This is a genomic window from Bradyrhizobium sp. (assembly GCF_049798375.1).
Lineage (GTDB): Bacteria > Pseudomonadota > Alphaproteobacteria > Rhizobiales > Xanthobacteraceae > Bradyrhizobium.
In genome coordinates, this window is record NZ_JBARGP010000202.1 from 1 (window position 1) to 26237 (window position 26237).

At 63.9% G+C, this 26237-nt stretch carries 21 protein-coding genes, 1 tRNA gene and 2 pseudogenes; 9 read left to right on the forward strand and 15 right to left on the reverse strand.

Annotated elements, in window-relative coordinates:
* Nucleotides 1-26: 26 nt before the first annotated feature.
* A tRNA-Ile gene (locus WA702_RS08585) sits at nt 27-102 on the forward strand.
* Nucleotides 103-813: 711 nt separating this feature from the next.
* Here WA702_RS08585 and WA702_RS08590 read toward each other — a convergent pair.
* The 3 genes and pseudogenes from WA702_RS08590 to WA702_RS08600 form a co-directional block, all read right to left on the reverse strand.
* A complete protein-coding gene (locus WA702_RS08590; protein ID WP_425110096.1) occupies nt 814-1161 on the reverse strand; it encodes a hypothetical protein in 348 nt (115 codons plus the stop codon).
* 250 nt (nt 1162-1411) lie between these two features.
* Nucleotides 1412-1542 (reverse strand): annotated as a pseudogene (locus WA702_RS08595) (IS3 family transposase); the annotation flags it as partial.
* Nucleotides 1543-1645: 103 nt separating this feature from the next.
* Nucleotides 1646-2578 (reverse strand): LysR family transcriptional regulator, encoded by a 933-nt coding sequence (locus tag WA702_RS08600; RefSeq protein WP_425110097.1) that lies wholly within the window; start codon nt 2576-2578, stop codon nt 1646-1648.
* A 98-nt stretch (nt 2579-2676) separates the two neighbouring features.
* Here WA702_RS08600 and WA702_RS08605 point away from each other — a divergent pair.
* From WA702_RS08605 to WA702_RS08615, 3 genes and pseudogenes are all read left to right on the forward strand, one after another.
* A pseudogene (locus WA702_RS08605) lies at nt 2677-3630 on the forward strand (alpha/beta fold hydrolase); the annotation flags it as partial.
* A gap of 460 nt (nt 3631-4090) precedes the next feature.
* Nucleotides 4091-4702, forward strand: coding sequence for a hydrolase (locus WA702_RS08610; protein ID WP_425110098.1), 612 nt, complete (start codon nt 4091-4093; stop codon nt 4700-4702).
* Between the two features lie 119 nt (nt 4703-4821).
* Entirely contained in the window at nt 4822-5502 is a 681-nt protein-coding gene (locus WA702_RS08615) for an alpha/beta fold hydrolase (RefSeq protein WP_425110115.1), read from the forward strand.
* A gap of 228 nt (nt 5503-5730) precedes the next feature.
* On the opposite strand, the gene WA702_RS08620 is transcribed toward WA702_RS08615, so the two are convergent.
* From WA702_RS08620 to WA702_RS08630, 3 genes are all read right to left on the reverse strand, one after another.
* Nucleotides 5731-6687: an MBL fold metallo-hydrolase gene (locus WA702_RS08620; RefSeq protein WP_425110099.1), complete on the reverse strand. Its 957-nt coding sequence runs from the start codon at nt 6685-6687 to the stop codon at nt 5731-5733.
* A gap of 80 nt (nt 6688-6767) precedes the next feature.
* The gene (locus tag WA702_RS08625; RefSeq protein ID WP_425110100.1) at nt 6768-7973 is read right to left on the reverse strand and encodes an NAD(P)/FAD-dependent oxidoreductase; all 1206 of its coding nucleotides are present in this window, start codon (nt 7971-7973) and stop codon (nt 6768-6770) included.
* Nucleotides 7974-8498: 525 nt separating this feature from the next.
* A complete protein-coding gene (locus WA702_RS08630; RefSeq protein WP_425110101.1) occupies nt 8499-9458 on the reverse strand; it encodes a helix-turn-helix domain-containing protein in 960 nt (319 codons plus the stop codon).
* Between the two features lie 390 nt (nt 9459-9848).
* On the opposite strand from WA702_RS08630, the gene WA702_RS08635 reads away from it, so the two are divergent.
* Nucleotides 9849-10781 carry a helix-turn-helix domain-containing protein gene (locus WA702_RS08635; RefSeq protein ID WP_425110116.1) on the forward strand — a complete coding sequence of 311 codons (933 nt, stop codon included), beginning with the start codon at nt 9849-9851 and terminating at the stop codon, nt 10779-10781.
* 24 nt (nt 10782-10805) lie between these two features.
* Here the strand turns inward: WA702_RS08635 and WA702_RS08640 are convergent, their stop codons facing one another.
* The 4 genes from WA702_RS08640 to WA702_RS08655 form a co-directional block, all read right to left on the reverse strand.
* On the reverse strand, nt 10806-11723 hold the full coding sequence (locus tag WA702_RS08640; RefSeq protein ID WP_425110102.1) for a catalase: 918 nt from the start codon (nt 11721-11723) through the stop codon (nt 10806-10808).
* Between the two features lie 311 nt (nt 11724-12034).
* Nucleotides 12035-12505 carry a metallophosphoesterase family protein gene (locus WA702_RS08645; protein ID WP_425110103.1) on the reverse strand — a complete coding sequence of 157 codons (471 nt, stop codon included), beginning with the start codon at nt 12503-12505 and terminating at the stop codon, nt 12035-12037.
* Nucleotides 12506-12784: 279 nt separating this feature from the next.
* Nucleotides 12785-13984, reverse strand: a complete 1200-nt coding sequence (locus tag WA702_RS08650; RefSeq protein ID WP_425110104.1) for an adenylate/guanylate cyclase domain-containing protein — start codon at nt 13982-13984, stop codon at nt 12785-12787.
* Nucleotides 13985-14195: 211 nt separating this feature from the next.
* Entirely contained in the window at nt 14196-14783 is a 588-nt protein-coding gene (locus WA702_RS08655) for a type 1 glutamine amidotransferase domain-containing protein (RefSeq protein WP_425110105.1), read from the reverse strand.
* A gap of 427 nt (nt 14784-15210) precedes the next feature.
* Between WA702_RS08655 and WA702_RS08660 the strand changes: the two genes are divergently transcribed.
* On the forward strand, nt 15211-15864 hold the full coding sequence (locus WA702_RS08660) for a helix-turn-helix domain-containing protein (RefSeq protein WP_425110106.1): 654 nt from the start codon (nt 15211-15213) through the stop codon (nt 15862-15864).
* Here the strand turns inward: WA702_RS08660 and WA702_RS08665 are convergent.
* The gene (locus tag WA702_RS08665) at nt 15812-18676 is read right to left on the reverse strand and encodes an ATP-binding protein (RefSeq protein ID WP_425110107.1); all 2865 of its coding nucleotides are present in this window, start codon (nt 18674-18676) and stop codon (nt 15812-15814) included. The genes WA702_RS08660 and WA702_RS08665 overlap by 53 nt on opposite strands.
* Nucleotides 18677-18909: 233 nt before the next feature.
* Between WA702_RS08665 and WA702_RS08670 the strand changes: the two genes are divergently transcribed.
* A complete protein-coding gene (locus WA702_RS08670; protein WP_425110108.1) occupies nt 18910-19071 on the forward strand; it encodes a hypothetical protein in 162 nt (53 codons plus the stop codon).
* Between the two features lie 334 nt (nt 19072-19405).
* Nucleotides 19406-20338 carry a helix-turn-helix transcriptional regulator gene (locus WA702_RS08675; RefSeq protein WP_425110109.1) on the forward strand — a complete coding sequence of 311 codons (933 nt, stop codon included), beginning with the start codon at nt 19406-19408 and terminating at the stop codon, nt 20336-20338.
* Nucleotides 20339-20396: 58 nt separating this feature from the next.
* Here the strand turns inward: WA702_RS08675 and WA702_RS08680 are convergent, their stop codons facing one another.
* The 4 genes from WA702_RS08680 to WA702_RS08695 all read right to left on the reverse strand — a co-directional run bounded on the left by WA702_RS08680 (nt 20397) and on the right by WA702_RS08695 (nt 24159).
* Entirely contained in the window at nt 20397-21389 is a 993-nt protein-coding gene (locus tag WA702_RS08680) for a Bug family tripartite tricarboxylate transporter substrate binding protein (protein ID WP_425110110.1), read from the reverse strand.
* Nucleotides 21390-21518: 129 nt separating this feature from the next.
* Nucleotides 21519-22148, reverse strand: a complete 630-nt coding sequence (locus tag WA702_RS08685) for an aspartate/glutamate racemase family protein (RefSeq protein ID WP_425110111.1) — start codon at nt 22146-22148, stop codon at nt 21519-21521.
* A gap of 2 nt (nt 22149-22150) precedes the next feature.
* A complete protein-coding gene (locus tag WA702_RS08690; RefSeq protein ID WP_425110112.1) occupies nt 22151-23248 on the reverse strand; it encodes an LLM class flavin-dependent oxidoreductase in 1098 nt (365 codons plus the stop codon).
* A gap of 26 nt (nt 23249-23274) precedes the next feature.
* Nucleotides 23275-24159: an NAD(P)-dependent oxidoreductase gene (locus tag WA702_RS08695; RefSeq protein WP_425110113.1), complete on the reverse strand. Its 885-nt coding sequence runs from the start codon at nt 24157-24159 to the stop codon at nt 23275-23277.
* Nucleotides 24160-24435: 276 nt separating this feature from the next.
* Here WA702_RS08695 and katG point away from each other — a divergent pair.
* A partial coding sequence (gene katG / locus WA702_RS08700) for a catalase/peroxidase HPI (RefSeq protein ID WP_425110114.1) occupies nt 24436-26237 on the forward strand: 1802 nt, incomplete at its 3' end.

A 26237-nucleotide genomic window follows, 5' to 3' on the forward strand; every position in this document is an offset into this window, starting at 1 on the left:
ATCGCCATCGGGAACATCGCGTCGCGGGGCCTGTAGCTCAATGGTTAGAGCCGGCCGCTCATAACGGTCTGGTTGCAGGTTCGAGTCCTGCCGGGCCCACCAACGGGATCAATAGCTTAAGATTTGCGCGCCAAGTGCTTTCGAGGTCCACCACCGTTTCGACCACCGGTACATTCTGCTTGGGATCCTTAGACGTAATCGCGGCTGCGGCCTCGAAATGCGAACGCACGACGCCGCGACGAGACCAGCGCCGCATATGCGCCAAGAGCCGTCCGGGTATCGGCACCGGCGGCTGCCGCTTGTTGGTCGCCCGCCTGCCCTCGGCGAGCCGATAGCAGATGTCGCCGGTCGAGATCGACGAACGACCGACCTTCGTCCCGCCCGGGCGAACCCGACGCGGTGGCCCCTGCGCGCGTGCCCGTGTACATGCCGATCAGCAAGAACCGCGCGATATGGCGCAGTGGGCGCCTATCGGTCTCGATCGTCTGACCCTTCAAAGGGCCGCGGTGGACGGTCTGTGCCGCTTCGTTCAGCAAGACGCTTGCTGATCTCGCGCGATGCGAGCAACCAACGCGTCAACAAGGGCTAGCACGGGATCGCGCAGCCATATGCACCATCACATTCCGGTAGGTCCGGAAGGCGGCCGTGTAACTGTTCGTTCGGTCGCGACGCCTCGGCGCTGATCGTTGCGAGGAAACAACGATCCTCGGGGTCGCGATTGAGCAAGTTCTGAACTGCATCGTCCGCACGCCCTGATCCTGAGCGATGCTGACGCGGGCCGTGAGGATTTACGCTTTGAAGGTGCTTATGACTTCACCGGTCGCTGCGCTGCAGAAGCCTCTCGACCATCGCCGGCGTCGCAAGCTTTTCCTTCAGGTCGGTACACGTCTGGCGTACTTCGGACGTGAATTGCGAACAGGTCTCGATCTGCCGGAACACACGCTTCGCCTCCTGCCGGAAGCGATCAGCTTGCCGCTTCAGCTCCTCGCCGAGAGCGACCGCTTCGCGGGTCATCGCTTCGCACTCTTTCACGCGCGCGACGAGCTGAGCACCCATGCTCTCGATGTCGAACGCCGCCTCTTCATACTCGCCGACGACGGCTTCGGCCGACAGCCTTCCAATTTCCGAAGCGCCTTCAAAGTGCTCGACGTAGTCGGGCATTGCGAGCGAGGGCGCTTGGTGAGCGGTAAGCGCGTTGGTCCTGCTGCGCCTCGGATCATCTGACTCTGAGCTGTTTAAATCCGTCATTTACTGATTCCTTTTTAGCTACGTTTTGTTAACCGCAGCAGATTGCAACTAAATGCAACGTCGTGCAAAGATCATCGCCCGTTAAGGTTGAAGCCCGCGAAATGTGTTAATTCTGGAACTTTCCGAAATTGCCAGAGGCAAGCGCTTACCTTATCAGGCCGTCCGCTGACACTTCAGCAATCCCGCCTTGGTGAGCGCGCCTTCTAAAAAATCGTTCTCCGGCGTCAGCTCCCCGATCTTGGCGTGCAGCGACTTCACATCGGTCGCGGGGATGGCCGGCACTCCGCCTCCCGGTCGCGGTCGTCTCTTCATCGTCTCCCCTGTTCGCGGCGATTATCGCCGTTGTCAGGCAGAAATTCCACCTATCGTCCTGTGCAGATTTCCGGAACCGGCTCAGTCAGGACGATCGTCCCGTCGATGTCTTGCCAGCGCTTTGACTTATGCGTTCTGCCAGATAGTCAACGAAGGCTCGGATGCGGGCAGGCATATTTGCCCCGCCGATGAACACGGCGTGGAAAACTTCCTTATCACCGGGATTGAAAGGTTCGAGGAGGGGGATCAATCGTCCCTCGGCGATGGCATCGCCAAGACTGAAATTGCCGATCCGAGCGATGCCGACCCCGTCAACGGCTAGCTGGGCCAGGGTCTCGGCGCTATTGGCTTCGATGGCGCCTCGCACCTTCAGCGCATAGTCGACACCGTCCTGGCGGAATGGCCAAACCGGCTCTGCACGGCGAAAGCTGAAGTTCAGGCAGTTGTGGTTGTGCAGGTCTTCCGGCCTCTCGGGCACGCCCCAGCGGGCCAGGTAAGCAGGCGAGGCGACGATGGTGCGGCCGTTCTCGCTGAGACGGCGCGCCGTGAGCGCGCTGTCGGAGAGCGGACCTCCGCGAACAGCCACATCGGCCTGACCGGCTGTCACGTCGACGATCGCGTCACTCAGGTTGATGTCGACCAAGATGTTTGGATAGCGCCGCACGAACTCCCCGAGCAGCGGGACAATGCAAAAGCGTCCGTGGGATATGGCCGCGCTGACCCGAATCCGTCCTCGGGGCGAGGCTTGGTCCGCGATCGCTTCCTCGGCTTCGTCGAGGTCGGCCAAGATCCGGCGCGCCGCACTGAGATAAGCATGCCCCTCGGCGGTGAGCGTGAGCGCACGGGTGGTTCGTAACAGCAAGCGCGCGCCAAGCCGCTCCTCAATCCGATCCAGTGTCCGGCTGACCGCCGAGGGAGTGAGCGCGAGCCTGCGGCCTGCCGCTGAAAAGCTGCCGGCATCGGCAACGGCACAGAAAACCTCAAGGTTGCGGGCGCGATCCGCGCTGCCAGTCGTCATCTTTGCTCCCCGATCAAAGATCCTTAGCCCAAGCACTGGCTAATCGGCTCCGCCATTCCTGTCTATCTTTGATTCAAGCTCAACAGGAGAGATCAAGCATGCCTATTCCCACGACCTTCCGCCAACTTGCCCTCGCCGGCGCTGCGGCGCTCGCCCTTATGGCCAACCCGGCCGTTCATGCGGCGGCGGACCAGCCGCAGGACTTCCCGAAGGCGTTTCGTAGCCAAGAAGTCGCGACCAACGGCACCACGCTTCACGTCCGCATCGGCGGCAGCGGACCCGCGGTCGTGCTGCTGCACGGCTATGGCGATACCGGCGACATGTGGGCGCCACTGGCGGCCGACCTCGCCGTCAACCACACGGTGATCGTGCCCGATCTGCGGGGCATGGGCCTGTCGGCCCGGGCTGACACGGGGTTCGAGAAGGCCAACGAAGCGGAAGACATCGTCGGGGTCATGGACGCGCTGCATGCGTCTCGCGCTGACGTTGTGGCCCATGATATCGGCAACATGGTCGCCTATGCGCTGGCCTCGCGGCATGCGGACCGAGTGACCAGGCTCGTGCTGATGGACGCGCCGATACCGGGCGTCGGACCTTGGGACGAGATCCTGAAGAGCCCGATGCTCTGGCACTTCCGGTTTGGCGGGCCGGATATGGAGCGCCTGGTTGCGGGGCGAGAGCGCATCTATCTCGACCGGTTCTGGAATGAGTTCGCGGCTGATCCGGCTCATTTTCCGGAGGCCGCCCGCGTGCATTACGCGGAGCTCTACGCAGCCCCTGGGCGGATGCATGCGGGCTTCCGACAGTTTGCCGCGTTCGATCAGGACGCGATCGATAACCGCGCCTGGCTCGCAGCCCACGGCAAACTGACCATGCCGGTCCTGGCGATCGGAGGCGCTGCTTCCTTTGGCCCGATGATGGCAGTCGTGGCGCAGGCCGCGGCGGTTGACGTCCAGGAACGGGTTATCCCGGACGCCGGCCATTGGCTGATGGAGGAACAGCCCGCAGCCACGGTAGCTGCGATCGATGCATTCCTGAGCGGACGCCCCGCGGCGCCGGAAGTCGGGCATCTGGCGCAAATGGCTTTGACACGCGAGCAAACCGAGGCGATGCCGCAATCCGGCGCAGGCGCCGGCACCTCGGGCCTCAGCGGCATCCGTACCGTGCTGCTCCACGGTGACCCCGCCAAGGCCGGGCCGTACATGCTCGAAATTCACGTGCCGCCGAACACCGTGATCGCGTCGCATACCCACCGCGACGACCGCTTCGCCACCGTGGTCTCCGGCACCTGGTACTTCGGCTACGGCGCTAGGGCCGCCGACGCTCCTGTCAGGTCATTGACCGCAGGCGGTCTCTACACCGAGCCAGGCGGCGCCCCGCACTTCGCGTTTACGCGCGCCGAACCCGCAGTTGTTCGGCTGACCGGCAGCGGTCCCAGCGACACGGTCTACGTCGCCGCCAAGGAATCGCATTAACTCAGCCTGGCAAATCGAACCCGCAAGGAGCTTTCCGATGACATCTTTCCCAATGGTCCGCGATCCGCAGACTGACCATCTGTTGACGCCACAGAACGCGGCTCTGATCATTATCGACTATCAGCCCGTCCAGGTTGCCTCTATCCAGTCGATGGAAAAGCGAACCCTCGTCGCCAACATCACCGCGGTTGCCAAAACCGCAAAGCTGTTCGGCTTGCCGACGGTCATCGCCACCGTGAACGTCGCGACCGGCCGCAACCAACCCACGATTCACCAGATTTCCGAGATTTTTCCTGACATCGTGCCGATCGATCGGACGTCGATCAACGCCTGGGAAGACGCGGACTTCGTGGCGGCGGTTCGCGCCGCCGGCCGCAAGAAGCTGATCATGACGGCGTTGTGGACCGAGGTATGTCTCGTCCACCCAGCCCTCGATGCCCTGCGGGAGGGCTTCGATGTCTATCCTGTTGTCGACGCAGTTGGCGGCACGTCCGAGCCCGCGCATCAGGCCGGGTTGCTGCGGCTCGTCCAGGCAGGTGCGCAGCCCACGAGCTGGGTCCAGCTCATCTGCGAACTGCAGCGGGACTGGAATCGGGCTGAAACCGTCCCCGGCTTCTCGGACATTCTCTTTACGATCGAGGGGCACTGATTGTGACGAGCAGAGCGCTTCACGGTTCGGTCGCCAGGGCCGACGCCTCTCGAAGGCCGCCGGTCCTCTTCATTCACGGCCTGTGGCTGAGACCCAGCTCGTGGGACCGGTGGGTGGAAATGTTCGAGGCGGCGGGCTACGCCGCTCTCGCGCCCGGTTGGCCGGCAGAGGTCGGCGGCGCCGCGGCGCCCGAAACCATTGGCGAAGCCGTGACCCACTTCACCGGCATCGTCGAGACGTTGAGCCGGCGTCCGGCTATCGTCGGCCATTCGTTCGGAGGGCTGATCGCGCAAATGCTCGCATCCCAGGCGCACTCGGCGGCTACAGTCGCGATCGATCCCGCGCCTTTCGAGAGAAGTCTGCCCCGGCCAATCGCAACCCTGCAGCCCGCTTTGCCGGCGCTGCAGGCCGGCGCCCACCGAAAGGAGAGCCTTCCGCCGCAACAGGCACACATCTTTGGCAACGCACTGCCGGAACCGGAGAGCGAGGGATTACATCGCATCTATCGGGCGCCGGCATCAGATCTTCCGATCGAATCCATCGTCAATCCAACTCCTCGGACGGAGGCGGGCGACGATACGGAAGCCTCGCAACGTGGACCGCTGCTCGTGATTTCGAGCGAGAACGGTCTCGCCGCTTCGCAATCGATCGCCCACGCAGTCTATGGACAGCAAAGCCACAATCGGCATGCCATCACGGAGTTCATCCGACTTTCGGGGCGCAGTCGCCGCGATACGATCGATAGTGGCTGGCGTGAATTAGCACAAATAACGCTCGCGTTCGTAAAACGCTTTCTGTAGCCGACATTCAATTCGATCCGAGCGAGGGCAGCGCGCTGCGCATTAGCCTGTTTCGAATCCAGTCACCAGCAAAAGTCGTCCGCTTATAGGATATGACCGGAGATCTTCTCGATAAATCAGATGCCGCTCTTGCCAGGATGACGATGCTTCGTCAGCTACTGCGTAGCGGGGCGCGAACTCATCAACATGATGAGTACGCGCCCTGTTCGGACTTGACCCAGCAAGCGGTCAGTAGTCCCAGATCGCCGGCACCCAACGAAACACGTCGCCGGCGACCGCGACATGTCCGACCGACGGGAACGGCATGTGAGTAGCCACCAGCAGCTCGCGGTTCGCCGCCAGCTCCCGCAAGAGACGGACGCGGACGCGGGCCGCCTCCTCGGGGTCGTGCTCAAAACCGTTGTGCCAATCGGGTTGCTCGAACCCGACCGTAAACACCGCGTCGCCGGCGAACGTCAGCGCCTCGCCGCACGACGCCACGCGGACCACGCTGTGCCCGGGGGTGTGGCCGCCGGTGCGGCGGACGACGACTCCCGGCGCCACCTCGTGCTCGTCATCGAACTGTCGCAGCTGGTTGTGGTATTCTTTGGTGAATCGCTTGGCGGCCGACCGGAGCGCGTCCGGGAATCCCGGCGGCATCGCGGTGTGGGAGAAATCGGGCGATTCCCAGAATTTGACCTCGGCGGCCGCTACGTGGATAAGCAGGTCCGGACGCAGCCGGTCCTTCACCCCGTCGACGAGCAGCCCGCCAATGTGATCCATATGCATGTGGGTCAGCACCACGTCGGTCACCGACGCGAGATCGATGCCGGCGGCGTCGAGTCGCTTGATCAACTGCCCGGCCCGCGGCAAGTGCAAGTCCGGGTCGCTCCCTAATCCAGCGTCGATGAGGATGGTCCGACCGCCGCTACGCACCACGACCGCGTTCAGCGCCCAGTCGAAAGCGTCCGGCGGCAAGAACATGTCGTTCAGCCAGGTCGCCCGGATAGCCGGGTCCGCGTTGTGTCCCAACATTTTGGTGGGCAACGGCAGTACCCCATCGCTGACCACCAGCACGTCAATCTCGCCGACCTTCAGCGCGTAGCGCGAAGGAACCAATTCGTCGGGATTCGATCTCGCGGGGTGTGTAGTAATATCCAGGCTCATGTTTGTCTCCTGCTGCGTGTTGTGGATGGTCTGTTTCATTTGTGAAAACTCCTGGCCGGTCGATTGTGAGAGCTGCCCGCGCTCCTGCGCGGGAGCGCGGTCCTTTCTTGTGTGAGGTGCTAGAGATCGGTCACGCGCTCCGGATCGGCTGACGCGAGCGCGGCTGCGCGCTCGGCCCTGGGCGGATAGATCCAGACGGTGTTGATTTCCTGCTTGGTCTTCTTGGCGATGTCGCCGACCATCTCCACCTTGCGCTCCCAGCCGCGCGTGAACAGCGCGCCGGCTTCGCCAAGGTCGAGGCAGGTGACATAGGCCTTCTGGTGATAGCGCCTGGTCGGTACGCCCAGCAGCTCGGCCGCCGCGTTGTTGCCGGCGAAAGCGCCCATCCGCGTGGCGTGCTGGCAGGACATCAGCGCGTAATTGCCTTCATCGTCGCAGACGGCGCGAGCGGCGTCGCCGGTGGCGAAGACGCCGGCGACACCCGGCACACGCAGATCGCGATCCACCAGCAGCCGGCCGAAATTGTCGCGCTCGGCGGGAATCTGCGCCGTCAGCGGTGCGGCGCGAATGCCCGCCGCCCAGATCACGGTTTCGGCTGCGATGTGCTCGCCATTCGACAGCGTGACGCCGGATTGATCGAGCGAGACGACACCGGCGCCGAGCCGCCTCTCCACGCCGACCTTGCGCAGCGCTTCCTCGATGATCGGGCGCGGACCTACGCCCATGTCGGGCGCAATCGCGCTGTTGCGGTCAACGATGATGACACGGGTCTTGGCATCCTTGCCCAGGATGTCGCGAAGCCGCGCCGGCATCTCCGTCGCGGCCTCGATGCCGGTGAAGCCGCCGCCAGCGACGACGACCGTGTCGCGTCCGTTCACGGCCGGCCGGTTGGCGAGACCATGCAGATGCTTGTCGAGCGCAATCGCATCATCGAGCGAGTCGACGCTGAAGCCGTGCTCGGCGAGACCCGGAATGTTCGGACGGAATAGCCGGCTGCCGGTGGCCACGACGAGGCGATCGTAGGACAACGTTTTGCGCCTGCCTTCGCCGGTGGTGATCTGCACCACCCGGGACTTGGTGTCGATCGTCTCGGCGCTGCCCTGGACATAGACCACGTCGATGGCCTCGAGCACATCAAGCAACGGAGCTGTGAGGCTTTCCGGGTTCGGCTCGTAAAGCCGCGGGCGAACGACCAGGGTCGGCTCCAGTGCGACCAGCGCGATTTCGAACTCGTCGGGCGTGGCCCCTTGGATGTCGCGCAGCCGGGCAGCGGAAAGGGCGGCGTACATGGCGGCGAAGCCGGCGCCAATGATGACCAGTCGCATGATTTTCTCCTTTTGACTTTTGGACGTGCGCGCGCTGCCGCCGCCGCTGGTGGCGGCGAACTCTTTGGTTTCGACAGGACGCTAAGAGGTTAAGCGAGGAAGGCTGCTCTACGGAGCGGAGCAGTTCGACATCAGCTGCGAAGGCATCGGTCCTCACACGCAGCGCTGCAGCTGCGAGAACCAAGCGCCCAGTTGCGGAAGGCGATTGGTTGCGCAGGCCTTGGCCAGTTCCTGTAAGAGCTCCGCGCGCCATCGCTGATCAGGATGGATGTCATGGGACAGATGCCGCGAGCAGCCGGCACTTCCATTTCCTCGCCCGTAGTCGATGACAAGCGGACAGCCAGCGAAAGACCGTAGACACATGCAGTGGCGACGACCCTTCTGCGCGATCGCATCGCAAGGGGGGTGACGAAGTTCTTCCAGGCCATCGTTGTCTCCTCTGTTGGGCGGTGGCTACGGTGCAGTTCTAGCGATCGAGAACTGCTCTGCCCCAGAGCGATTGCCGCAGCTGTAGAGCGATTGCTGCTAACGCATCCGGCGCCGCCAGTCGCTCGGCGTCTCGCCGATCGACCTCCTGAACGCGGCGGCGAAAGCAGTCTGGGAGGCGTAGCCAAGCGCGGCGGCGATTCCCACGATCGGTTCGTCCGAATCGCGCAGCATGTTCATGGCCTGATCGAGCCGGTGCTGGCGCAGCCAGGCATGCGGCGAAAGTCCGGTGCTCTCCTTGAAGGCACGGCAGAAGTGAAAGCGCGATAGACCCGCATCGGAAGCGAGCGCATCTAGCGAGACGTCCGCATCGCTGTCCGAGCGCAAGCGTTCGATCGCGCGAAGCAGGACCTTCGGCGATAGCCCACCCATGGTCGGCCGCAACGTGGTTGGCGCACCCGTGTGCGCAGCCAGCAAGCGCGTGGCCAGAAGATCTGTCAGCTGATGCCGGAATAGCGCATCCAGGGCGTTATTGCCCTCGACCGCATCCGCCGCGCTCAAGAGCAGTCGGGACGTAATGAGGTCGGGATGCGCCGTTCGCTCCAGCAGGTCGGCCGGTCCGGCTGTCTTTGCCTCGTCAGCAACGCGCTTCAGTGTTGCATCGGGAAGATAGAGTTGAACCACATCAACGGGCTTCGGAATGTCCCACCGGGAGCTTGATCCTTCCGGGATGATGATCACAACCCCGCGCCGGAACGTACCGATCGCAACTGATTTTCCTGACCGCCGCTCCATGCGCTGCGTCACGCCGTCATAGGCCATGACCACGTGGTGGCTCATGGGCTCGACGACGTCGTGCAACGGATCATGTCTCCATTGGGCGATCCCGGTGCCGGAGGAGTCCAATGCCATGCGAAGTGGTTCGGTCCCGAGCACACGCGCCATCTCCGCATCGGCAGCGCGCCGCTCGGAAGTCGAGCTATCGTCCCGCTGTGCGCCCGGTACGGATGCCGAGCCGTCGTGCGAGGGATTGCGCATGGATGCAGTGCTCCCGGTCATTGCGTGGCTCCTCCTGATCAACTCAAACCTCCGATCAGCCGTCCGTGTTTATACGGTCGGCGTGCGTTCTATGCGGTGCAAAGGCTCAGCGTATTTCCTGAAGCGGCTATGCTCTGTCTGATCCTGCTCCAAGCAGGTCGCGCGCTTTCACAAACGCACGATGAGCGCGCGACGAGTTGTCGAGGTATTGAACGGAGATCGCCGAGAGGCGTCAAAACCTGTTGAAATCCCTAGCGAAAATATTTCGTGACAATAGATCGGCAAGCCGTCGCATCGTTATTGCTCCGAACCGGCAAGTCTGGACCGTTGCTTAGCGATGTCGGATAATTGACCGCGATTTGGCGGTGGCGCCCCGGCTCCCCAATCTCCTCACAAACGAGATCTACTCCCATGACACAGGTCGGCGCCTTCGCGCAGAAGGTCGGACGCTTTCTGCATCTGAAGGATGCACCGCCAACGTTGGTCACGCGTTCGCTCCGCAGCGCTGAACTCGCCGTCACCGAAACCCGGAATGATCATCCCGTGCCGGGTCTTTCCGATTCGATGCCCGCGGAAGACGCCTATCTCGTCAGTCTCAAATTGCGTGATTTCGCTGATTGCGAGTGCTGGGAGCGCGGCCGATGCGTGACCAAGAGCGATATCCGCGCCGGCGCCACTTATCTGTACGACCTGAAACGCGATCCAAGCTACGTCATCGACAAACCTTTCCATTCCCTGTTTTTTCATCTGCCCCGTTCGGCCTTGGACGACATGGCGAGGCAAGGCGGCGCGCCGCGGATCGGTGAACTCGCCTATCAGCCCGGTATCGGCCATGACGACATGACGATCCGCCATCTCGGTGCGTCGTTCCTGGCGGCGTTGCGCCAACCAGAGGAGGCCAACCAGCTGTTCGTCGACCATGTCATGCTGGCGCTGACCGCACACGTTGCCACAACCTACGGCGGACTGCGGCGCGCCGTCGGGCCGGTGCGCGGCGGCCTTGCCCCATGGCAGGCCAAGCGAGCCTGCGAGAGGCTGGAGTCCGATCTCCGCGGTAAGCTTTCGCTGGAAAAGATTGCAGCCGAGTTCGATCTCTCCGTCAGTCACTTTTCGCGATCATTTCGCGTCTCCACCGGCCTTCCGCCGCACCAGTGGCTGCTGCGCCAGCGCGTGAATACGGCCAAGCAATTGATGACGGTGCGCGACCTGTCGCTGTCGGAGATTGCGATAGCGGCCGGGTTCGCCAATCAAAGCCATTTCACGCGAGTGTTTTCCTCGGTCGTCGGCGTCAGCCCTGGAATGTGGCGCCGTGAGGCGCAGGGCGCGCCGGAACGCGAAACCTGATCCGGGCCCGAAGCGTCCTTCGGTTCAGCGACGCGTCGCCTGCGCGATGGCATAGGCGGCGCGGCGTGCCGCAAAGATCTCGTCCGGCGGATGACCGATGCCATCGGCGAGATTGGCCGGATTGAAGACGGCTGCGTCACACGCATCTTCCGCTTCGACGCCGGTGATGACGATCGTTCCGAGCCGCACCGCTTCACGACTGTCCTCATCCGACCATCGGCTGGTGACGTCCATGGTCGGATCGCCGGGCCGGTCGAGCAGCGCCGTCACGCTGAAACGGACGTCGCCTGCCGTGATCCGATTTTCGAGGTCGTGGAGAAGGAAGTCAGCAGATTTTACATCGGCCTTCTGCGTTGGCGCGACGTCTGCACCGACCGGAACGACCTTGAACTTGATGAACCGCGTCTCGCCCTTCAGATTCGTTGCCGGAAAGCAGTGTACGCCCCAATACGTCGTACCAGCAAAGCCCAGGTCCAGCGGAGGCGCGGCGATGTAGTTCGCCTGACGCAGCGTCTCGGGATTGGCCGCGGAGAACGCCCTGATTTCTTCCATGTCCGGCTTGCCATCAGGTCCCGAAACGCGCGCCTTAGGGAAAGCCAACATCTGGTCGAGCGTGCGCGCAAAATGCACGGGGGCGCTCTGCATGAGAAGGTCCGAGCGATGCTGATCGCCGCCAAGCCTGAAGCTGAACCCGCGCAATACGCGATCGGTGTTCGCAACCTCGCGATCGCCGCCTAGCGAGAAGCGTGCCAGCACGCGCGACGGCCTTGTGAAGCTCCGGGATTTCGTAATCTCTTCCGCCCGATCCGACGCGGCATAGGTGCCGTGAACGCATCGGCCCTTGGCAAAGCTCGCGCGCGCCCTTGGTGGACTTCCGGCTATGGCTTTCATGGCTTCGACGATCGAGGCCAGCGTGACCGTACCGGTCGGCAACTGGGTCATGGTAGTCTTGCGCTTGAAATTGGGCCGGGCGTGATTTAGCGGATTGGACGCGCCGCTGCCCCAGAGCGATTGAGGTAATTGCAGAGGTATTGCTGCTAACGTCACCCGCAATGTCTTGGCGCATGCTGGCAAAATGTGTTGTCCGCCGGCATCGCCACCGCGCGTGCCCGGGATGGCGCCGGGAGCGGATGAAATGTCCAGCTACTCGCCTTTGTGAGCTTCTAGGCTGATTATGGAGCCACGGCATGTCGACGGAGCCGCCACCCGTCAGCAAGCTGCCCCCTTCGGCCGGGCCCGGCGCGCGCGCCTTCTCAAGGCCTGCTTGCAGAGCCGAGGTCATGAAGGATCGGCTTGAGACCGCCTGGCGTAATCTCCAGGATGGCTAGCGTGATCGGCAGCTTGAAACGGCGCGGGCCTGCGCTTCCCGGATTGAGATACAGCACGCCCCGCCTGGTTTCTATCCTGGCTTGATGCGAATGGCCTGAAATCACCGCATCGATGCCGGCCGATGCGGGATCGAGCTGGAGCGTCTGGAGATCATGCAGGACGTGGATCCTGCAGCCAGCAAGCGTCACCGTCGTGGTCTCTGGATAGGCCTCAGCCCAAAGGTCCCTGTCGACATTGCCCCTGATCGCGGTCACCGGCGCTATCAGGCCAAGCCTGTCGATGATATCCGGCTTGCCGATATCGCCCGCGTGTACGATATGCGCCACGCCATTCAGCTGCTGTTCGGCCTCCGGACGCAACAGCCCGTGCGTGTCCGAGATGACTCCGATTTTCATTTTGCGCCTGTCGATCACCGCCGCGCGGCATACGCTTTCAGGCTTCGACTGTATCGATCACATCGCGAAGCAGAAGGCAAAATAGATCACGGTCACTAAGATATAAATTTCGACCTGAAGGGCGCCACCGTCTGCGTGGCTCGAGCGCGACCTCAATGGTCTCTGGACCAAAGGCGGCCTGATGTACGCGGTCCCGCTCAAACAGGCGTTGCACACTCCAGCAGGTCAGCAGCGCAATGTGATCCATTGCGCTGCTGACATCTGTCGATCCAGGGCGTTTCAGCCGTGGTAGGCGAACAGCTCGATCGGTTCACTGAAGCCGCGCACTGGATGCTCGCCGACGTGTTCGAGATCGAATTCGCCGGCGACATGATCGGCGAAGGCGCGGGACAGCAGCACCGTTCGTCCCAGTTGCTTGGTGAGCGTTTCCAGGCGCGACGCCATGTTGACTGCAGGACCGATCACGGTGAAGTCGAGCCGGGTGCGGGACCCGATATTGCCGTACATGACGTCTCCGACATGCACACCAATGCCGTAGTTCATCGGCGCGCGGCCGGTGCCGCGGCTGTTCTCGTTCAGGGCAATCATGGCCTGCCGGGCTTCGGAGACCGCATGCAGCAGATTTGCGCAGGCCGAGGGCTGGCTGAGCGGGAAGATGGCGAGCAGGCCGTCGCCGATGAATTTCAAAATCTCGCCCCCATGCCGCGCGATCGGCTCCGACATCGCATCGAAATAATCGTTGAGAAGATCAATGACGTCGTCGCGCGGCCAATTGTCCGAGATCCGGGTGAATTCGCGCAGGTCGCAGATCATGATTGCGGCGCGCACCGTCGTTCCGCTGCCGCGACTGGTGGCGCCAGCCAGAATGAGCTCGCCCGCATGGGTGCCGACATAGGTTTCCAGCAGTGTCCGCGCCAGCCGGTTCTTGACCCTGATTTCACTGACCAGCGCCAGCGCAGGCAGCAGGCTTTTAAGGCTTGCGATCTGCGCATCATCGAAGCCGCCGGGACGGTCGGTCGCGAAGGTCACAATGTGCCGCTTGCCGAGCGTATGATACAGCGGCCAAGCCACATAATCGGTCAAGCCCTGCGCTCGCATCTCGTCATAGACGGCATGCTGACGGCCTAGCGCCGGATCCTGCTCGAGATTTTCGCGCAGCTCGGTGACGCCGTCATGAATTTCCTTGCCCGGGCTACCGATATAGGCGGAGCTCTGCCGCACCTCGTGGTCGAATCGGGCGATCTCCGCCTCGTTCATGCCGTCGGCCCACAGCATCCGGGCGCCGAGCCATTGCGGGTGCTGGATCAGGATATGCAGCGTCGCCCGTTTGACGGGAATGCCCGCCCGCTGCAGCCGGATGCACATCTGGGCGAAGATAGTGTCGATGAAGCGTTCGTCGCGGGTGTGGTTGATCAGCCAGTCCGCGACGTCGCCGTCCGATTGTATGGGGACGGACTCGGCGTTCGACGGCGCGTTCATATCCTGCTCCTAAACGGTATTCTCAACCCGACAGCACGCAACATGTCGTGCTGCCGCGCGACGGCGTCAATGCAGCACGCTGCAATATAATCGTGCAAATCGGGTGGATGTGATGCGCGTGCGTTCGCAGGGATGAGCCGGTCGGCTCGTGCTTCTCGCAGCACCGAGTCCGACAATGAATGCCGCCAGCAGCGGCGAGCTGTTCGCTATCCTAAGTGGTTGCTGCCATGACGGCCTGCGCGACCCCCACGCTGCCGTCGGCAAATCGGCCGGTGATGAGGCCGCCATCCTGAACGACCAACGGCGCATCGCCATCGCGGGTTATGCAGATCGCGCCGAGTCCCGTGAACTCGTGCTCCAGGGACAAGGCGTCATCCGGCAGGCCAACAACGGCATTCTCCGCCGGGCCCGGTGCCGTCATCCTGCGGCCGGCAACGAACGGCGTGATATCGGGTCCCCGCACGTGCAGCAACGCGGCTGTACCATGACCGACAAATGCGCAGGGCCGCTGCAGCTCATGCATCTGCCAGATCAGCGCCTGGGAATAGCGATCGCCCGGCAGATCCCACAGCCCGCCGGCGCCATCAGGATAATACACAGCCGAGAAATCGGCGACACAGACCTGCGACAGCATCAGGCCGTCCGAGAACTCCTCGCGCGCAGCCGGATCGTTCCGGAAGCGTTGCACGATGTCGGATGCCGCGTCGCGATTGGAACAAGGCGCGATCGGCGCCGGACCGCCAAGCGGCGAGCAGCTAGTGATGTCGAGCCCCGCATCGAGAAACGCGTAGTATCCCATGGCGAAGCTCTTGAGGCACACTCCGCTCAGGCGTCCTGACGCGAGACGATCGTGCGATGTCAACACCATAAGAATACGCAACGGGCCATCCAGGCTTGACGAGCCGACCGGGCTCGCGAATAGGCCTCAAGCTCCTCCGGATGGCCGCGATTTGACTAGAAAATCCTGCGCACCGCTTGCACAAAACGCGCGCGGCGGCGGCGGGCCTAATCGAGCTGGCATCGGCCGGAACGGACTTCCAGGCAGTCCCGTCGGATCGGTCTTAACAACACTTAACGGGCAGGCCGCCGTGTTCCGGGGCAGGTTTGGCCGTCGTTCCATGCAGGTCAACACTTGCCCCCGCAGGACGGCAGATCAGATGGAGTCGCGCGTGAACGTCCCTGCCAGACCGACAGATTGCCCGATAGGCCCGCTTCGGCGCGCTGCGGTGGCGGTCGAAGCGCGCGACATGACGCAGATCGTGATGGAGCTGCTGCAGAGCAGCCTCGAGCAGCTCGACCGTGATCGCCATGCGGCCGCCGAACTGATCGCAAAGGCTTGCGCGCTGCTCGAAGCGAGGGACGGCCGCGCCTCCGATCCGGAACCGGCGCAGCCCGTGAACGGCGGTCTGGCGGCCTGGCAGATCCGGCGGATCAGCACCTATATCGACGTGAATTTGAACGATCGTGTCCGAATCGCAGAACTCGCTGCCATGGCCCGGCTCGGTCCTAGCCAGTTCCGCCGCGCCTTCAAGAAGTGCTTCGGCGTCAGCCCGCACACCTACCTGACGCAGCGCCGGATCAGGCGGGCGCAGGACCTCATGATGACGACGGACGCCTCGATCTCCGAGATCGCGCTTGCTGTCGGTTTCTCCGACCAGGCGCATCTGACGACGCGCTTTCACCGCAGCGTCGGCACCACCCCGCATGCCTGGCGCCGCGAACGCAATGGCAGCGCAACAGTATGGCGGCCGCGGCTCGCGCACATGCCGCCATCCCGCAACGAAACGGCGGCGGCCGGCGCGCGCAGCAAGGTGCGCTCGCGCGCCGTCACTCAGGCGACGCTGCGAGCATCGACCTCGCGTCGCGGAGATCGGCCGTGACATCGAAACCTTCCGTGAACTTGCGATATACCGGCAGCAGCAGATCGCGCGCGTCGGCTGGCCGCTCCTGCGCGACCCGAAGCCGTGCCAGACTTAACGCCCCCCGCAGCTCCCAGAACAGTGAACCCTGCCGCCGGGCAAGATCGATCGCCTTGTCGAAGCACTGCTCGGCCTCGGTGATATGCTGTCCGCCATGGTGGAGCAGCAGCTCGCCCCTAATGCGCTCGAGTTCAGGCCAGTACCAGAAGTCGTCCCGGCCTTCGCAGCGGACCAGCGCGGCGTTGGCGATGGCAAGCCCCCGCGCGACGTCCCCGGACTTTCCGAGGCTGGAGGCATACTCGCCGAGCGGCAGCAAAAAGCGCGGCAGGAATTGCGCGTCGCCGGCCCGTTCGAGCGCGCTGCCGAGCATGGCAAGGCCTGTTGTGGAGCCGCCGCGTTTCGCCATCACCAGGCCCTGGAAGCACTCGGCCCACAACCGCCACAGCCGAATCGGATGGCGCCTGGTGTGATCCAGCAGTTCGGCGCAATAAGCTTCGGCCGCATCGAGATCGCCGGCAAGAAAAGCGATCGGACAGGCGCCCTGTCCGAGCACGCTGCACAAAGTGAGCGCGTGGCCGCCGTTGCGCCCCTCCAGCAGATTGTGCTCGACCACGTCGAACGCCTGCTCGGCCAAGCCCTGCAGCCACAGGATGCGGGCCTGGAAATAATGCGTGGAGATGCGCAGGTCGAACCGGAAGCGAATGAACCTGGGTTCGTGACCAAAGGTCTTGAGACGGTTGACGACGCGGTCGATGTGACTGCGCGCCTGCTGCTGCTCGCCGAGGTAATGCAGCGCCGTGGCAAGCAGGCGGTCGGTCATGATCAGCTCGATCGGATCGTCGGAGCCATCAGCGACCTCCCTGAAGCGATGCGCGAATTCGAGCGCGCGCCGAAACTGCCCGTCATTGAGCTGGTTGATCGACAACCCCCACAACGCCCGCAGCAGGTAGTCGCGGCTGCCGAGGCGCTCGGCAAGCGCGAGCGCGGTGGCCCAGGCGGGACCGGCCTGGCTGGCACGGCCGAAGCCGTACATCAGCGACCAGCCGAGGGCAGCCGACAGCTGCATGCGAAGCCGCTCCGCACCGGCAGCATGATTGTCGAGCCGATCTAGCGCCAACTGCACGCGATTGCGGCATTCGGCCAGCAACGACAGCTGCACCCACAGCGGCACCACAACTGCGACGAGCTCCACGCCGATCTGAGCATCGCCATCGGCCGAAAAGGCCCAATCCAGTGCGATGCGCACATTATCCAGATGCTGACCATAGACCGCGAGCCATTCGGGCAGCGGCCTGGACTCGCTCTCACGCTCCGCATTGGCAAAATAGTTGCGGAGGTATCGCGCGTGCCGGCATGCAGCGTCGCGATGCTCGCCCTGTTTGCGCAGCTTCTCCAGCGCATAGACCCGCGTTGTGTCCAGCAGGCGATATTTCGGGCTGTCGCCTGCGAGGTCGACTGATATGAGCGACTTCGCCACCAGGTTGGCGATGCCCTCGGTGATCGGCGTCGCGTTCTCATCCTCGACGGCCGTCGCGGCAGCGAGCGCAAACTCGCCGACGAAGATCGAGAGATAGCGCAGCGCCGTCGCCTCCGATTCCGGCAGCAGCTCGTAGCTCCAGTCGAGCGCGGCACGGAGCGTGCGGTGGCGGGGCAACGCGGTGCGGCGCCCCGTGGTCAGCAGGTTGAAGCGGTCGTCGAGCGATTCGGCAACTGCAGGCGGCCCGAGCATGGCGGCGCGAGCCGCGGCAAATTCGATCGCCAGCGGAATGCCGTCTAATCGCCGGCAGATCGAGGCGACGGCGCGCAGCGTCTCGCGGTCGCTGCCGAACTCGCGCCCCAAGGCCCTGGCCCTGGCCATGAACAATTCGGCCGCCGCGCCACCCTGCATCGCTGCGCCTTCCGCCCAATCGCCGGGCGGCAAATCCAGCGCCGGAACGCGATAGACGTATTCGCCCTCGATCCGCAGCATTTCGCGGCTGGTCGCCAGCACGTGAACATTGGGGCAGCGGCTGACGATGGCCTCCGAGAAGCTCGCGGCGGCGTCCACCACATGCTCGCAATTATCGAGGACGAGCAGCATCCTGTGCCGTGCGATCGCGCGGACGACGGCATCTTCGGAGTCTTCCTCTCCGACCAACTTCAGGCCGAGCACAGTGGCGACGGTCGAGGAGACGAGCCGCGGATCGGCAAGCGGCGCGAGCTCCACCAGGAAACCCACCTCGTGAAAATTGTGCAGAACGGAGCGCGCCACATCGAGCGCCAGCGCCGTCTTGCCGATGCCGCCGGGCCCGGTGAGGGTTACGACACGATAGGCCGACAGCAATCCCTGAAGATGGGGAACGATCGCAGCGCGGCCTATCAGACCGGAGGTCGCGGCCGGAATGTTGGTCGGCGGCAGATCGGCTTCGGCCGCCGCTGCCGGTTTCGACGCCACGGTCGCGTCATTGTCCTCGCGGGCACGCCAGATCCCCCGCAGCCGGTAGCCGCGGCCGATCGTCGTCTCCAGCAGCTCACGGTCGCCGCCGAGCGCCTTGCGAATCGCGGCGATGTGGACCCTGAGCGCGATCTCTTCGACGAACACGCCCGGCCAGACACGCTGCAACAGGTCGCCCTTGGCGATGAGTTCGCCGGCCGATTTCGCGAGCTCCGATAGAATCTCGAAGGCGCGACCTCCGAGCGGCACCGCAAGTCCCTGATGCCGCAGTTCGCGACGGACGAGATCGATCTCCCATTCTCCGCAGGCATAGACATGTGCCCGGGCCTGCTCAGGCATCCCCGCCATCACAACACAGGTCCATGTCCGGCAGTACCCGATCCCACATCGTCTCGCATGGTTGAAGGCACCGAGCCTTCTTGTCCTCGGCCGCAGGCACAAATCGCCTCGCAATCGCAGCCCGCCGCATCACGGCACGTTTAACAGGCACAATTCATCATCGAAAGACGCATTCGGCAAGTCATTCGCATGCAATCGATATTGTCCTCAGTGCCCAGCGCGTTCGACCGCGGATGTATCGCTTTGCCGAAAGTGCCGCCCATGGCAAGGCATGCCGCACACTGAAGGACGTCGTGCTGGATTGCCGCTCGCGTGGCGTCGATGCTGATCTGCGCAAGCCGGGCGCCAATCGTCGCCGCGAGCGGATACAAGCAATGCAGCTCCGATACGGTTAGCGACGCCCGGGCCTGACGAGCACAGACAGTGTCTGCGGCCATACCCGACCTTCGGATGCGGCCGCATGTCGCGGACATGGCAGAAGGATCATAGGCGGAATATGGCGGCGTTAAATCGCGAATAACAAGATTAAGCCATTACGATCAAATGAAGATTCGACGCGGCCATGACGCGCGACAACACTGCATTTTGCAATATCTAACACGCATTAAGCACCCATAACGAGCATTATGGAGCGAGAGGCCTATTCTCATCAGCATCGCTCATTGCATTCGCGGGCTCGTCACAGGCGGCGACGACGGCGCCGAATGAGCGTCCCGGAAAGGATCACCGATGCTCACGCAGAGCCAGCCCTCACAAATCCCCTTCCCCAGCATCGACTTCCGCGCCGATCCCACGACGCGCACAGTGGAGACCGGCACGGGCACGGTTTACCAGGAGCAGAACTGGCGCCAGCTCGCAGGCGGCACTCCGCTCGCGGACATTGCAATCTCACGCTGGACCGATCTGGAAGCGGCATCGCGCCGGGTCGAGGCGACCATCCCTGACGATCGCTACGTCATTGCCATCGCGTTGAGGCCCACGCGCCTCAGCCTTGCTCGCGGTGGACGCATCATCTTCGACGGCGTGATGCCGGCCGGGACGCTGCATGTGACCGGACCATCCAGGCAGCTCAGCGCACATTTCCGCGCGCCGTACGACTTTCTGCACTTCCACGTTGCGGCCGACTACATCCAGTCGCACCGCGCGCCCGGTCAGACCGATCTCGGCGTCGACGAAGCGAGCGACCTCATCCTGCTGCGCGATTCGCTGGCCGAGCAACTCGCCAAGGTGCTGGTCGGGCGCGGCGACGAGGATCATCTGTTCATGCTCTGCGTCGGGCAGACGCTGACCGCGCACATTTGCCGCCGCGAGCTGTCGCGGACCAAGGTCAACGCGCTCGCCAAATGGCGCCTGCGCCGCGTCGAGGATTATGTCAGCACGAATTTCCATCGCGGCATCGGGCTATCGGATCTGGCCAAGGCCGCCGGGCTGTCACGCATGCATTTCGCTGCCCAATTCCGCGCCGCCACCGGCTATCGCCCGCGCGAATACCTGCTGCATCAGCGCATCGAGCAAGCCAAGTCGATCATGTCAAACTCCGACACACCGCTCGCGGAAGTCGCCTTGACTGTTGGGTTCTCGACCCAGGCGCATTTCTCGACGGTGTTCAAGCGCATGACCGATGAAACGCCGGCGCGCTGGCGCTCCGCCCATCAGGGCTAAAGCGCGGCTTGCGCTCGCGACGTCATCAAGATGCGACTGACTGCAATCTTGGCAGCGGTCAGCCCTGTTTGAGCCCGATCGATCGGATGATCGGCGCCATCCGTGCATACTCGTCCTCGACCAGCTTCTGAAATTTGTCGGGACTGGAATCGGTGTCGGGCTCGAGGCCCTGCGAACGGTAGATCTCCTGCAGGGCGGGATCGGCCATCGCCTTGCGCGTCGTTTGTGCGATCCGCGCGATGATCTCGTCGCTGGTCGCCTTGGCGGCAAACAGGCCGAACCATCCTTCGTATTTCAGATCGGGCATGCCGGATTCAATCGCGGTCGGCACATCAGACGCAGCGGACAGCCGCCGCTCCGACGTCACGGCGAGCATGCGCAGCTTGCCGCCACGGGCAAGCTCCAGGAGCTGGCCCGACGTCACCGCGATCACCATGCCGATCTGGCCGCCGACCAAATCGTTGGTCGCCGGTCCCATGCCTCGATACGGCACATGGACGAGATCGGCGATGCCGGCCTGCCGCTTGAACATCTCGCCGACCAGATGATTGCCAGTGCCGATGCCCGGCGTGCCATAGGACAGCGTGCCGCGATGAGCCTTGGCATAGGCGATCAGCTCCCCGAGATTGCGGACCGGCAGTGACGGATGGACCGCAAAGGCGAGCGCTGTGCTGATCAGGCGGTAGATGGCGCGAAAATCGGCAATGGGATCGTAGGACGGATGCGCCGACGCCAGCGGGACAATGACGTGCGTGCTGCCATTGCCGAGCAGCAGCGAATAGCCGTCGGGTGCCTCACGGGCAACGGCGGCACAGCCGAGGGCACCACCTGCCCCGCCAATATTCTCGACGTAGACGGGGCCGAGCAGCTCGCTGAATTTTTCGGCCCAGGGACGGCCGATCTGGTCACCCGAGCCGCCCGCCGCATACGGGACCACCAAGCGGATCCGGCGCGACGGGTAGGACTGGGCGTTAGCACCACGCGATGCCGCGACCGACACGGCAGCGCCGGCAGCCTGCGCGAGCACGTCTCGACGCGAAAACAGAGTCATCTTCCATCCAGCGTGGACAGCCTGCTGGCTGTCGGTGGTCAAAGGCTGGCAAGAGATGCACCGAACGGGCCGGACTGTCGACCCATGCCGGCTGCGGCGGTGGTCATCGCGCAGGTGCTTCGCGGCTACTCATCGCAGCAGCGTCCGCAGCTTGCGCACCGCGCTGTCCGGCGTCGTCAGCACCGGACGGCCGCTCGCTTCAGCAACCTGCCCCCGCGCCCGCGCCAGACTGAACTGCGCCAGGGCCACGGCGTCGCAATCGCACAAGTCGGCGGCCGCGGCGCCGACCAGGCGATCATGCGAAGCGCCATCACCTGCGTCCAGAGCGGCAAGCGCGCCTTCGGCCAGCTTCAGCTTGAGCTCGACGCTTGCAGGAAATTCCGACGGCATCGATTGCAATGTCGGCCCGAAGCTCGCCAGCAGCCCGATGCGGCGGCCGGACGCGACCGCCTCCTCGATCATGGCTTCATTGGGCTTGAGCACCGGAATATCAGGATGCGCCTCCTTGACGCGATCGATGCACGGGCCGAACGCCGAGCAGGTGAACAGGATCGCACACGCACCAGTACCAGTCGCATAGCGCGCCAGCTCGAGGAAGCGCGCCGTCATCGCCTCGCTGAGACGCCCGTCGCGGGCCAGGTCGGCCGACAGGCTGTCGTCGAGCAGGTTCATCAGCTGCGGCTCCGGCCATAGCGCGCGGAACGCGGCCTCGATCGGCGCCGGCGAGTGGCGCAGCGCGTGAATCAGCGCAATTCTCATCGTCAAACCTTTGCCGTCTGCTTTGCCGCGGCGAGCTTCGGCAGCACCTTTTCGGCCAGCAGGATCATCGAGCGGCGGCCGAGATCGCGGTCCAGCCAATCCTTGCCGGCATACAGCAAGGTGCCGAACTCACCGACCTGCTCACGGAAGGCGAGCAACTCGTCGGCGACCTTGTCGGGCGTGCCGTGGATGACGAGCTTGTCGCAGACATGCTCGAGCGTCACCTCGTCGTCCGGCTGGTCCTTGTGAGTCTTGAACAGGCCGATGCGGCCGTTCTTCTTCAGCTTGGTGAACAGCGAGCGATAGTAGCCGACATAGGGACCGTTGGGATCGGTCGCATAGGCTTTCGCGGTCGCCGCATCCTCGGCGACGAAGATGCTCTTGGCGACGCGCCAGTTGGCGGGATCGGCGGGCCGCCCGCCACGGGCGCAGCCCTCGACATATTTCGGCCAGTGGCTCCTCACCCATTGCGGCATCAGGAAGTTCGCCGAGATCGGCTCCCAGCCGCGCACCGCCGCTTCCGCCACGCCTTGCGAGAACGGCGCCACCGCGGTCACCACCACAGGCGGATGCGGCCGCTGCAGCGGCCGCGACAGATAGCCCTGGCCGATCTCCGTCATCATCGTCCGCGCGGTCGAGACGTCCCAATATTTACCCTTGATGTCGTAGGGCGGCTCGCCGCTCCAGATCGCCAGAATGGTGTTGATGCACTCCAGGAACATCTCGTTGCGGTTGGCATCGAGATTGCCGTAGAGCTCGGCATCCGACAGCAGTCCGCCCGGGCTGATGCCAAGCAGCAGCCGACCGTCGAGCATGTGGTCGAGCATCGCGATCTCAGCCGCGGCGGTCGCCGGATGGGTGTTCGGCAGGTTCAACGTTCCGGTGCCGAGCTTGATCTGCCGCGTTGCGCTCGCGATCCACGCGAGGAAGGTGACGCAGGAGGTGATGTTCTCGGCCTTGTCGGTGACGTGCTCGCCGCAATAGGCCTCGACGAAGCCGAGCTCGTCGGCGAGCACGAACGCCTCGCGATCCTCATGGAGCGATTGCCGCCAATCCTTCTCGATCGGATGGATCGGCATGGTGAAGAAACCGAGTTTCATTGCGCGTCCTTATCTTGCTGACTTCGTCAGGTGCCGCGGACCAGGCCCGACTGCGCCGATATCACCTTGCAAACGGCCGCCGTGTCGAGTTCGCCGAGACCCATGCGCAACGCTTCGTCATAGACCGGCTTCGACGCGTCGAAGCAGGGCGTCTGCACGCCGAGGCTGCGGGCAAATTCACCGATCACACGCATGTCCTTGTCCCAGGTCGAAACGCGCATCGTCGCCGGCTGATAGTCGTCGCGCGCCATCATCGGCGCACGCAGATCGAAGATGCGCGATCCGCCCGCCCCTGGCGCGATCACCTCGACGACGTCGTGTGGATCAAGCCCGGACTTGATGGCAAGCACCATGGCCTCAGCGGAGGCGACGTTGTGGATTGCAACCAGCAAATTGGCGACGAATTTCATCCGGCTGCCATTGCCGAATGCGCCGAGGAACGCCGTCTTCTTGGCGAAATCGGCGAATAGTGGCCCGCAGCTGTCAGCAGCCGTCCGATCGCCGCTGGCATAGACGACGAGATCGCGGACGGCCGCCTGTGCACCCGTTCCGCTCAGGGGGCAGTCGAGCGGAACATGGCCTGCGGCTTCCATCGCGACGGCAAAGGCGAGCTTGTCATCCACTGTGAAGGTGCTGAGTTCGACGACGATGCGTCTCGGCACAGCGGCGGCGGCAAGTTCCACCGAGACGCTCTGCAGCGCCCTCGGGTTTGGCAGGCTGGTCAGGATGATCGGCACTTGGCGCGCAAGGCTGCCGGTGTCCGGCACGATCTCGATTCCGTCGGCTGCGAGCGCCGCCCGTCGCTCGGGATCGACGTCGGTACCGACCACCCTCCAGCCACGCTCACGTAAATTGCGCGCGATCGCCCCGCCCATGATGCCAAGGCCGATGACGCCCACCGTGCGATCCATGATTCCCACCCGGTATGTTTCCTAGCCCGAAGGTTGTATAGAGCACGCCAGAGAGCCGCGGAAGCACAGCGAATCCTGCCAGCCAATCACGTCGATACACGTCTTGATGGCATCAACTTCACGCGACACCTCCATGGTGATGTTCATCGGAGCGCCTTTCGATCAGAAAATCTGATGATCATCATCATCAAAGCCTATTTCCCCTGATATCAGACCTTCTCTAAAATGCGGCAACCCGAGCAGGGGGTCGCATGCACACCACACCAGGAGACCATCATGGATGACACCACCAAGTGCCCGTTTTCGGGCGCTATGCGCATACCGACAGCGGCGGGCTCCTGGTCCAACCGCGACTGGTGGCCGAACCAGCTGAACCTGAAACTCCTTCATCAGAATTCGCCCCTCACCGATCCGATGGGCAAGGCCTTCAACTATTCCGAGGAGTTCAAGAGCCTCGACCTCGATGCCGTGGTCAAGGACCTCAAGGGCCTGATGACGGACTCGCAAGCCTGGTGGCCCGCCGATTTCGGTCATTACGGACCGTTCTTCATCCGCATGGCCTGGCATAGCGCGGGCACCTATCGCATCGGCGACGGCCGCGGTGGCGCCGGCGCCGGCACGCAACGTTTCGCGCCGCTGAACAGCTGGCCGGACAATGCCAACCTCGACAAGGCGCGGCGTCTGCTGTGGCCGATCAAGCAGAAATACGGTCGCAAGCTCTCCTGGGCCGACCTGCTGGTCCTCACCGGCAACGTTGCGCTGGAGTCGATGGGCTTCAAGACCTTCGGCTTTGCCGGCGGCCGCGAGGACGTCTGGGAGCCGGAAGAGGACATCTATTGGGGTCCGGAGGGCAAGTGGCTCGCCGACGAGCGCTACAGCGGTGACCGCGAACTCGCTGGCCCTCTCGGCGCAGTGCAGATGGGCCTGATCTACGTCAATCCGGAAGGTCCGAACGGCAAGCCGGATCCGCTCGCTGCGGCGCGCGACATTCGCGAGACGTTTGCCCGCATGGCGATGAATGACGAAGAGACCGTAGCGCTGATCGCCGGCGGTCACACCTTCGGCAAGACCCACGGCGCTGGTGATGCGTCGCTGGTCGGGCCGGAGCCGGAAGGCGCCGCCATCGAGCATATGGGTCTCGGCTGGATTTCGAGCTACGGCTCGGGCAAGGCCGGCGACACCATCACTTCGGGCCTCGAAGTGACCTGGACCTCGACGCCGACCAAGTGGAGCAACAACTTCTTCTGGAACCTGTTCGGCTATGAGTGGGAGCTGACCAAGAGCCCGGCCGGCGCGCACCAGTGGGTGCCGAAGCACGGCGCGGGTGCGAACTCGGTGCCGGACGCGCATGACAAGTCGAAGCGTCACGCGCCGTCGATGCTGACCACCGACCTCGCGCTGCGGTTCGACCCGGCTTACGAGAAGATCTCGCGCCGATTCTACGAGAATCCGGATCAGTTCGCCGACGCCTTCGCCCGCGCCTGGTTCAAGCTGACCCATCGCGACATGGGCCCGCGCTCGCGTTATCTCGGCAAGCTGGTGCCGGAGGAAGAGCTGGTCTGGCAGGATCCGCTGCCGGAAGCTCAGGGCACGCAGATCGACGACAAGGATGCGGCCGCGCTGAAGGCCAAGATCCTGGCTTCGGGCCTGTCGGTGTCCCAGCTCGTCAAGACGGCGTGGGCCTCGGCCTCGACCTTCCGCGGCTCGGACAAGCGCGGCGGCGCCAATGGTGCGCGGGTGCGTCTTGCCCCACAGAAGGACTGGGAGGCCAACGAGCCAGCGGAGCTTGCCAAGGTGCTGCAGGCGCTGGAGAAGATCCAGGCCGAGTTCAACGCTGGCAGCAAGAAGGTCTCGCTTGCCGACCTGATTGTGCTGGCCGGCAACGCCGGTGTCGAAGCCGCGGCGATGAAGGCCGGTCACGACGTCACCGTGCCGTTCTCGCCGGGCCGCGCCGATGCGTCGCAGGAGCAGACCGACGTCGAGTCGTTCAAGGTGCTGGAGCCGCGGGCGGACGGCTTCCGCAACTACCTGAAGCCGGGTCAGGGCGTCGCCGATGAGGAGCTCCTGGTCGACAGGGC

Bases quoted from the DNA above. Each gene is read 5' to 3' on its own strand.
- WA702_RS08695 (WP_425110113.1), bottom strand. From the start codon at position 24,159: ATGGATCGCACGGTGGGCGTCATCGGCCTTGGCATCATGGGCGGGGCG.
- WA702_RS08675 (WP_425110109.1), top strand. From the start codon at position 19,406: ATGCTCACGCAGAGCCAGCCCTCACAAATCCCCTTCCCCAGCATCGAC.
- WA702_RS08670 (WP_425110108.1), top strand. From the start codon at position 18,910: ATGTATCGCTTTGCCGAAAGTGCCGCCCATGGCAAGGCATGCCGCACA.
- WA702_RS08610 (WP_425110098.1), top strand. From the start codon at position 4,091: ATGACATCTTTCCCAATGGTCCGCGATCCGCAGACTGACCATCTGTTG.
- WA702_RS08655 (WP_425110105.1), bottom strand. From the start codon at position 14,783: ATGGGATACTACGCGTTTCTCGATGCGGGGCTCGACATCACTAGCTGC.
- WA702_RS08690 (WP_425110112.1), bottom strand. From the start codon at position 23,248: ATGAAACTCGGTTTCTTCACCATGCCGATCCATCCGATCGAGAAGGAT.
- WA702_RS08600 (WP_425110097.1), bottom strand. From the start codon at position 2,578: ATGACGACTGGCAGCGCGGATCGCGCCCGCAACCTTGAGGTTTTCTGT.
- WA702_RS08665 (WP_425110107.1), bottom strand. From the start codon at position 18,676: ATGCCTGAGCAGGCCCGGGCACATGTCTATGCCTGCGGAGAATGGGAG.
- WA702_RS08620 (WP_425110099.1), bottom strand. From the start codon at position 6,687: ATGAAACAGACCATCCACAACACGCAGCAGGAGACAAACATGAGCCTG.
- WA702_RS08625 (WP_425110100.1), bottom strand. From the start codon at position 7,973: ATGCGACTGGTCATCATTGGCGCCGGCTTCGCCGCCATGTACGCCGCC.
- WA702_RS08615 (WP_425110115.1), top strand. From the start codon at position 4,822: ATGTTCGAGGCGGCGGGCTACGCCGCTCTCGCGCCCGGTTGGCCGGCA.
- WA702_RS08645 (WP_425110103.1), bottom strand. From the start codon at position 12,505: ATGAAAATCGGAGTCATCTCGGACACGCACGGGCTGTTGCGTCCGGAG.
- WA702_RS08680 (WP_425110110.1), bottom strand. From the start codon at position 21,389: ATGACTCTGTTTTCGCGTCGAGACGTGCTCGCGCAGGCTGCCGGCGCT.
- WA702_RS08630 (WP_425110101.1), bottom strand. From the start codon at position 9,458: ATGACCGGGAGCACTGCATCCATGCGCAATCCCTCGCACGACGGCTCG.
- WA702_RS08640 (WP_425110102.1), bottom strand. From the start codon at position 11,723: ATGACCCAGTTGCCGACCGGTACGGTCACGCTGGCCTCGATCGTCGAA.
- WA702_RS08685 (WP_425110111.1), bottom strand. From the start codon at position 22,148: ATGAGAATTGCGCTGATTCACGCGCTGCGCCACTCGCCGGCGCCGATC.
- WA702_RS08590 (WP_425110096.1), bottom strand. From the start codon at position 1,161: ATGCCCGACTACGTCGAGCACTTTGAAGGCGCTTCGGAAATTGGAAGG.
- WA702_RS08635 (WP_425110116.1), top strand. From the start codon at position 9,849: ATGACACAGGTCGGCGCCTTCGCGCAGAAGGTCGGACGCTTTCTGCAT.
- WA702_RS08650 (WP_425110104.1), bottom strand. From the start codon at position 13,984: ATGAACGCGCCGTCGAACGCCGAGTCCGTCCCCATACAATCGGACGGC.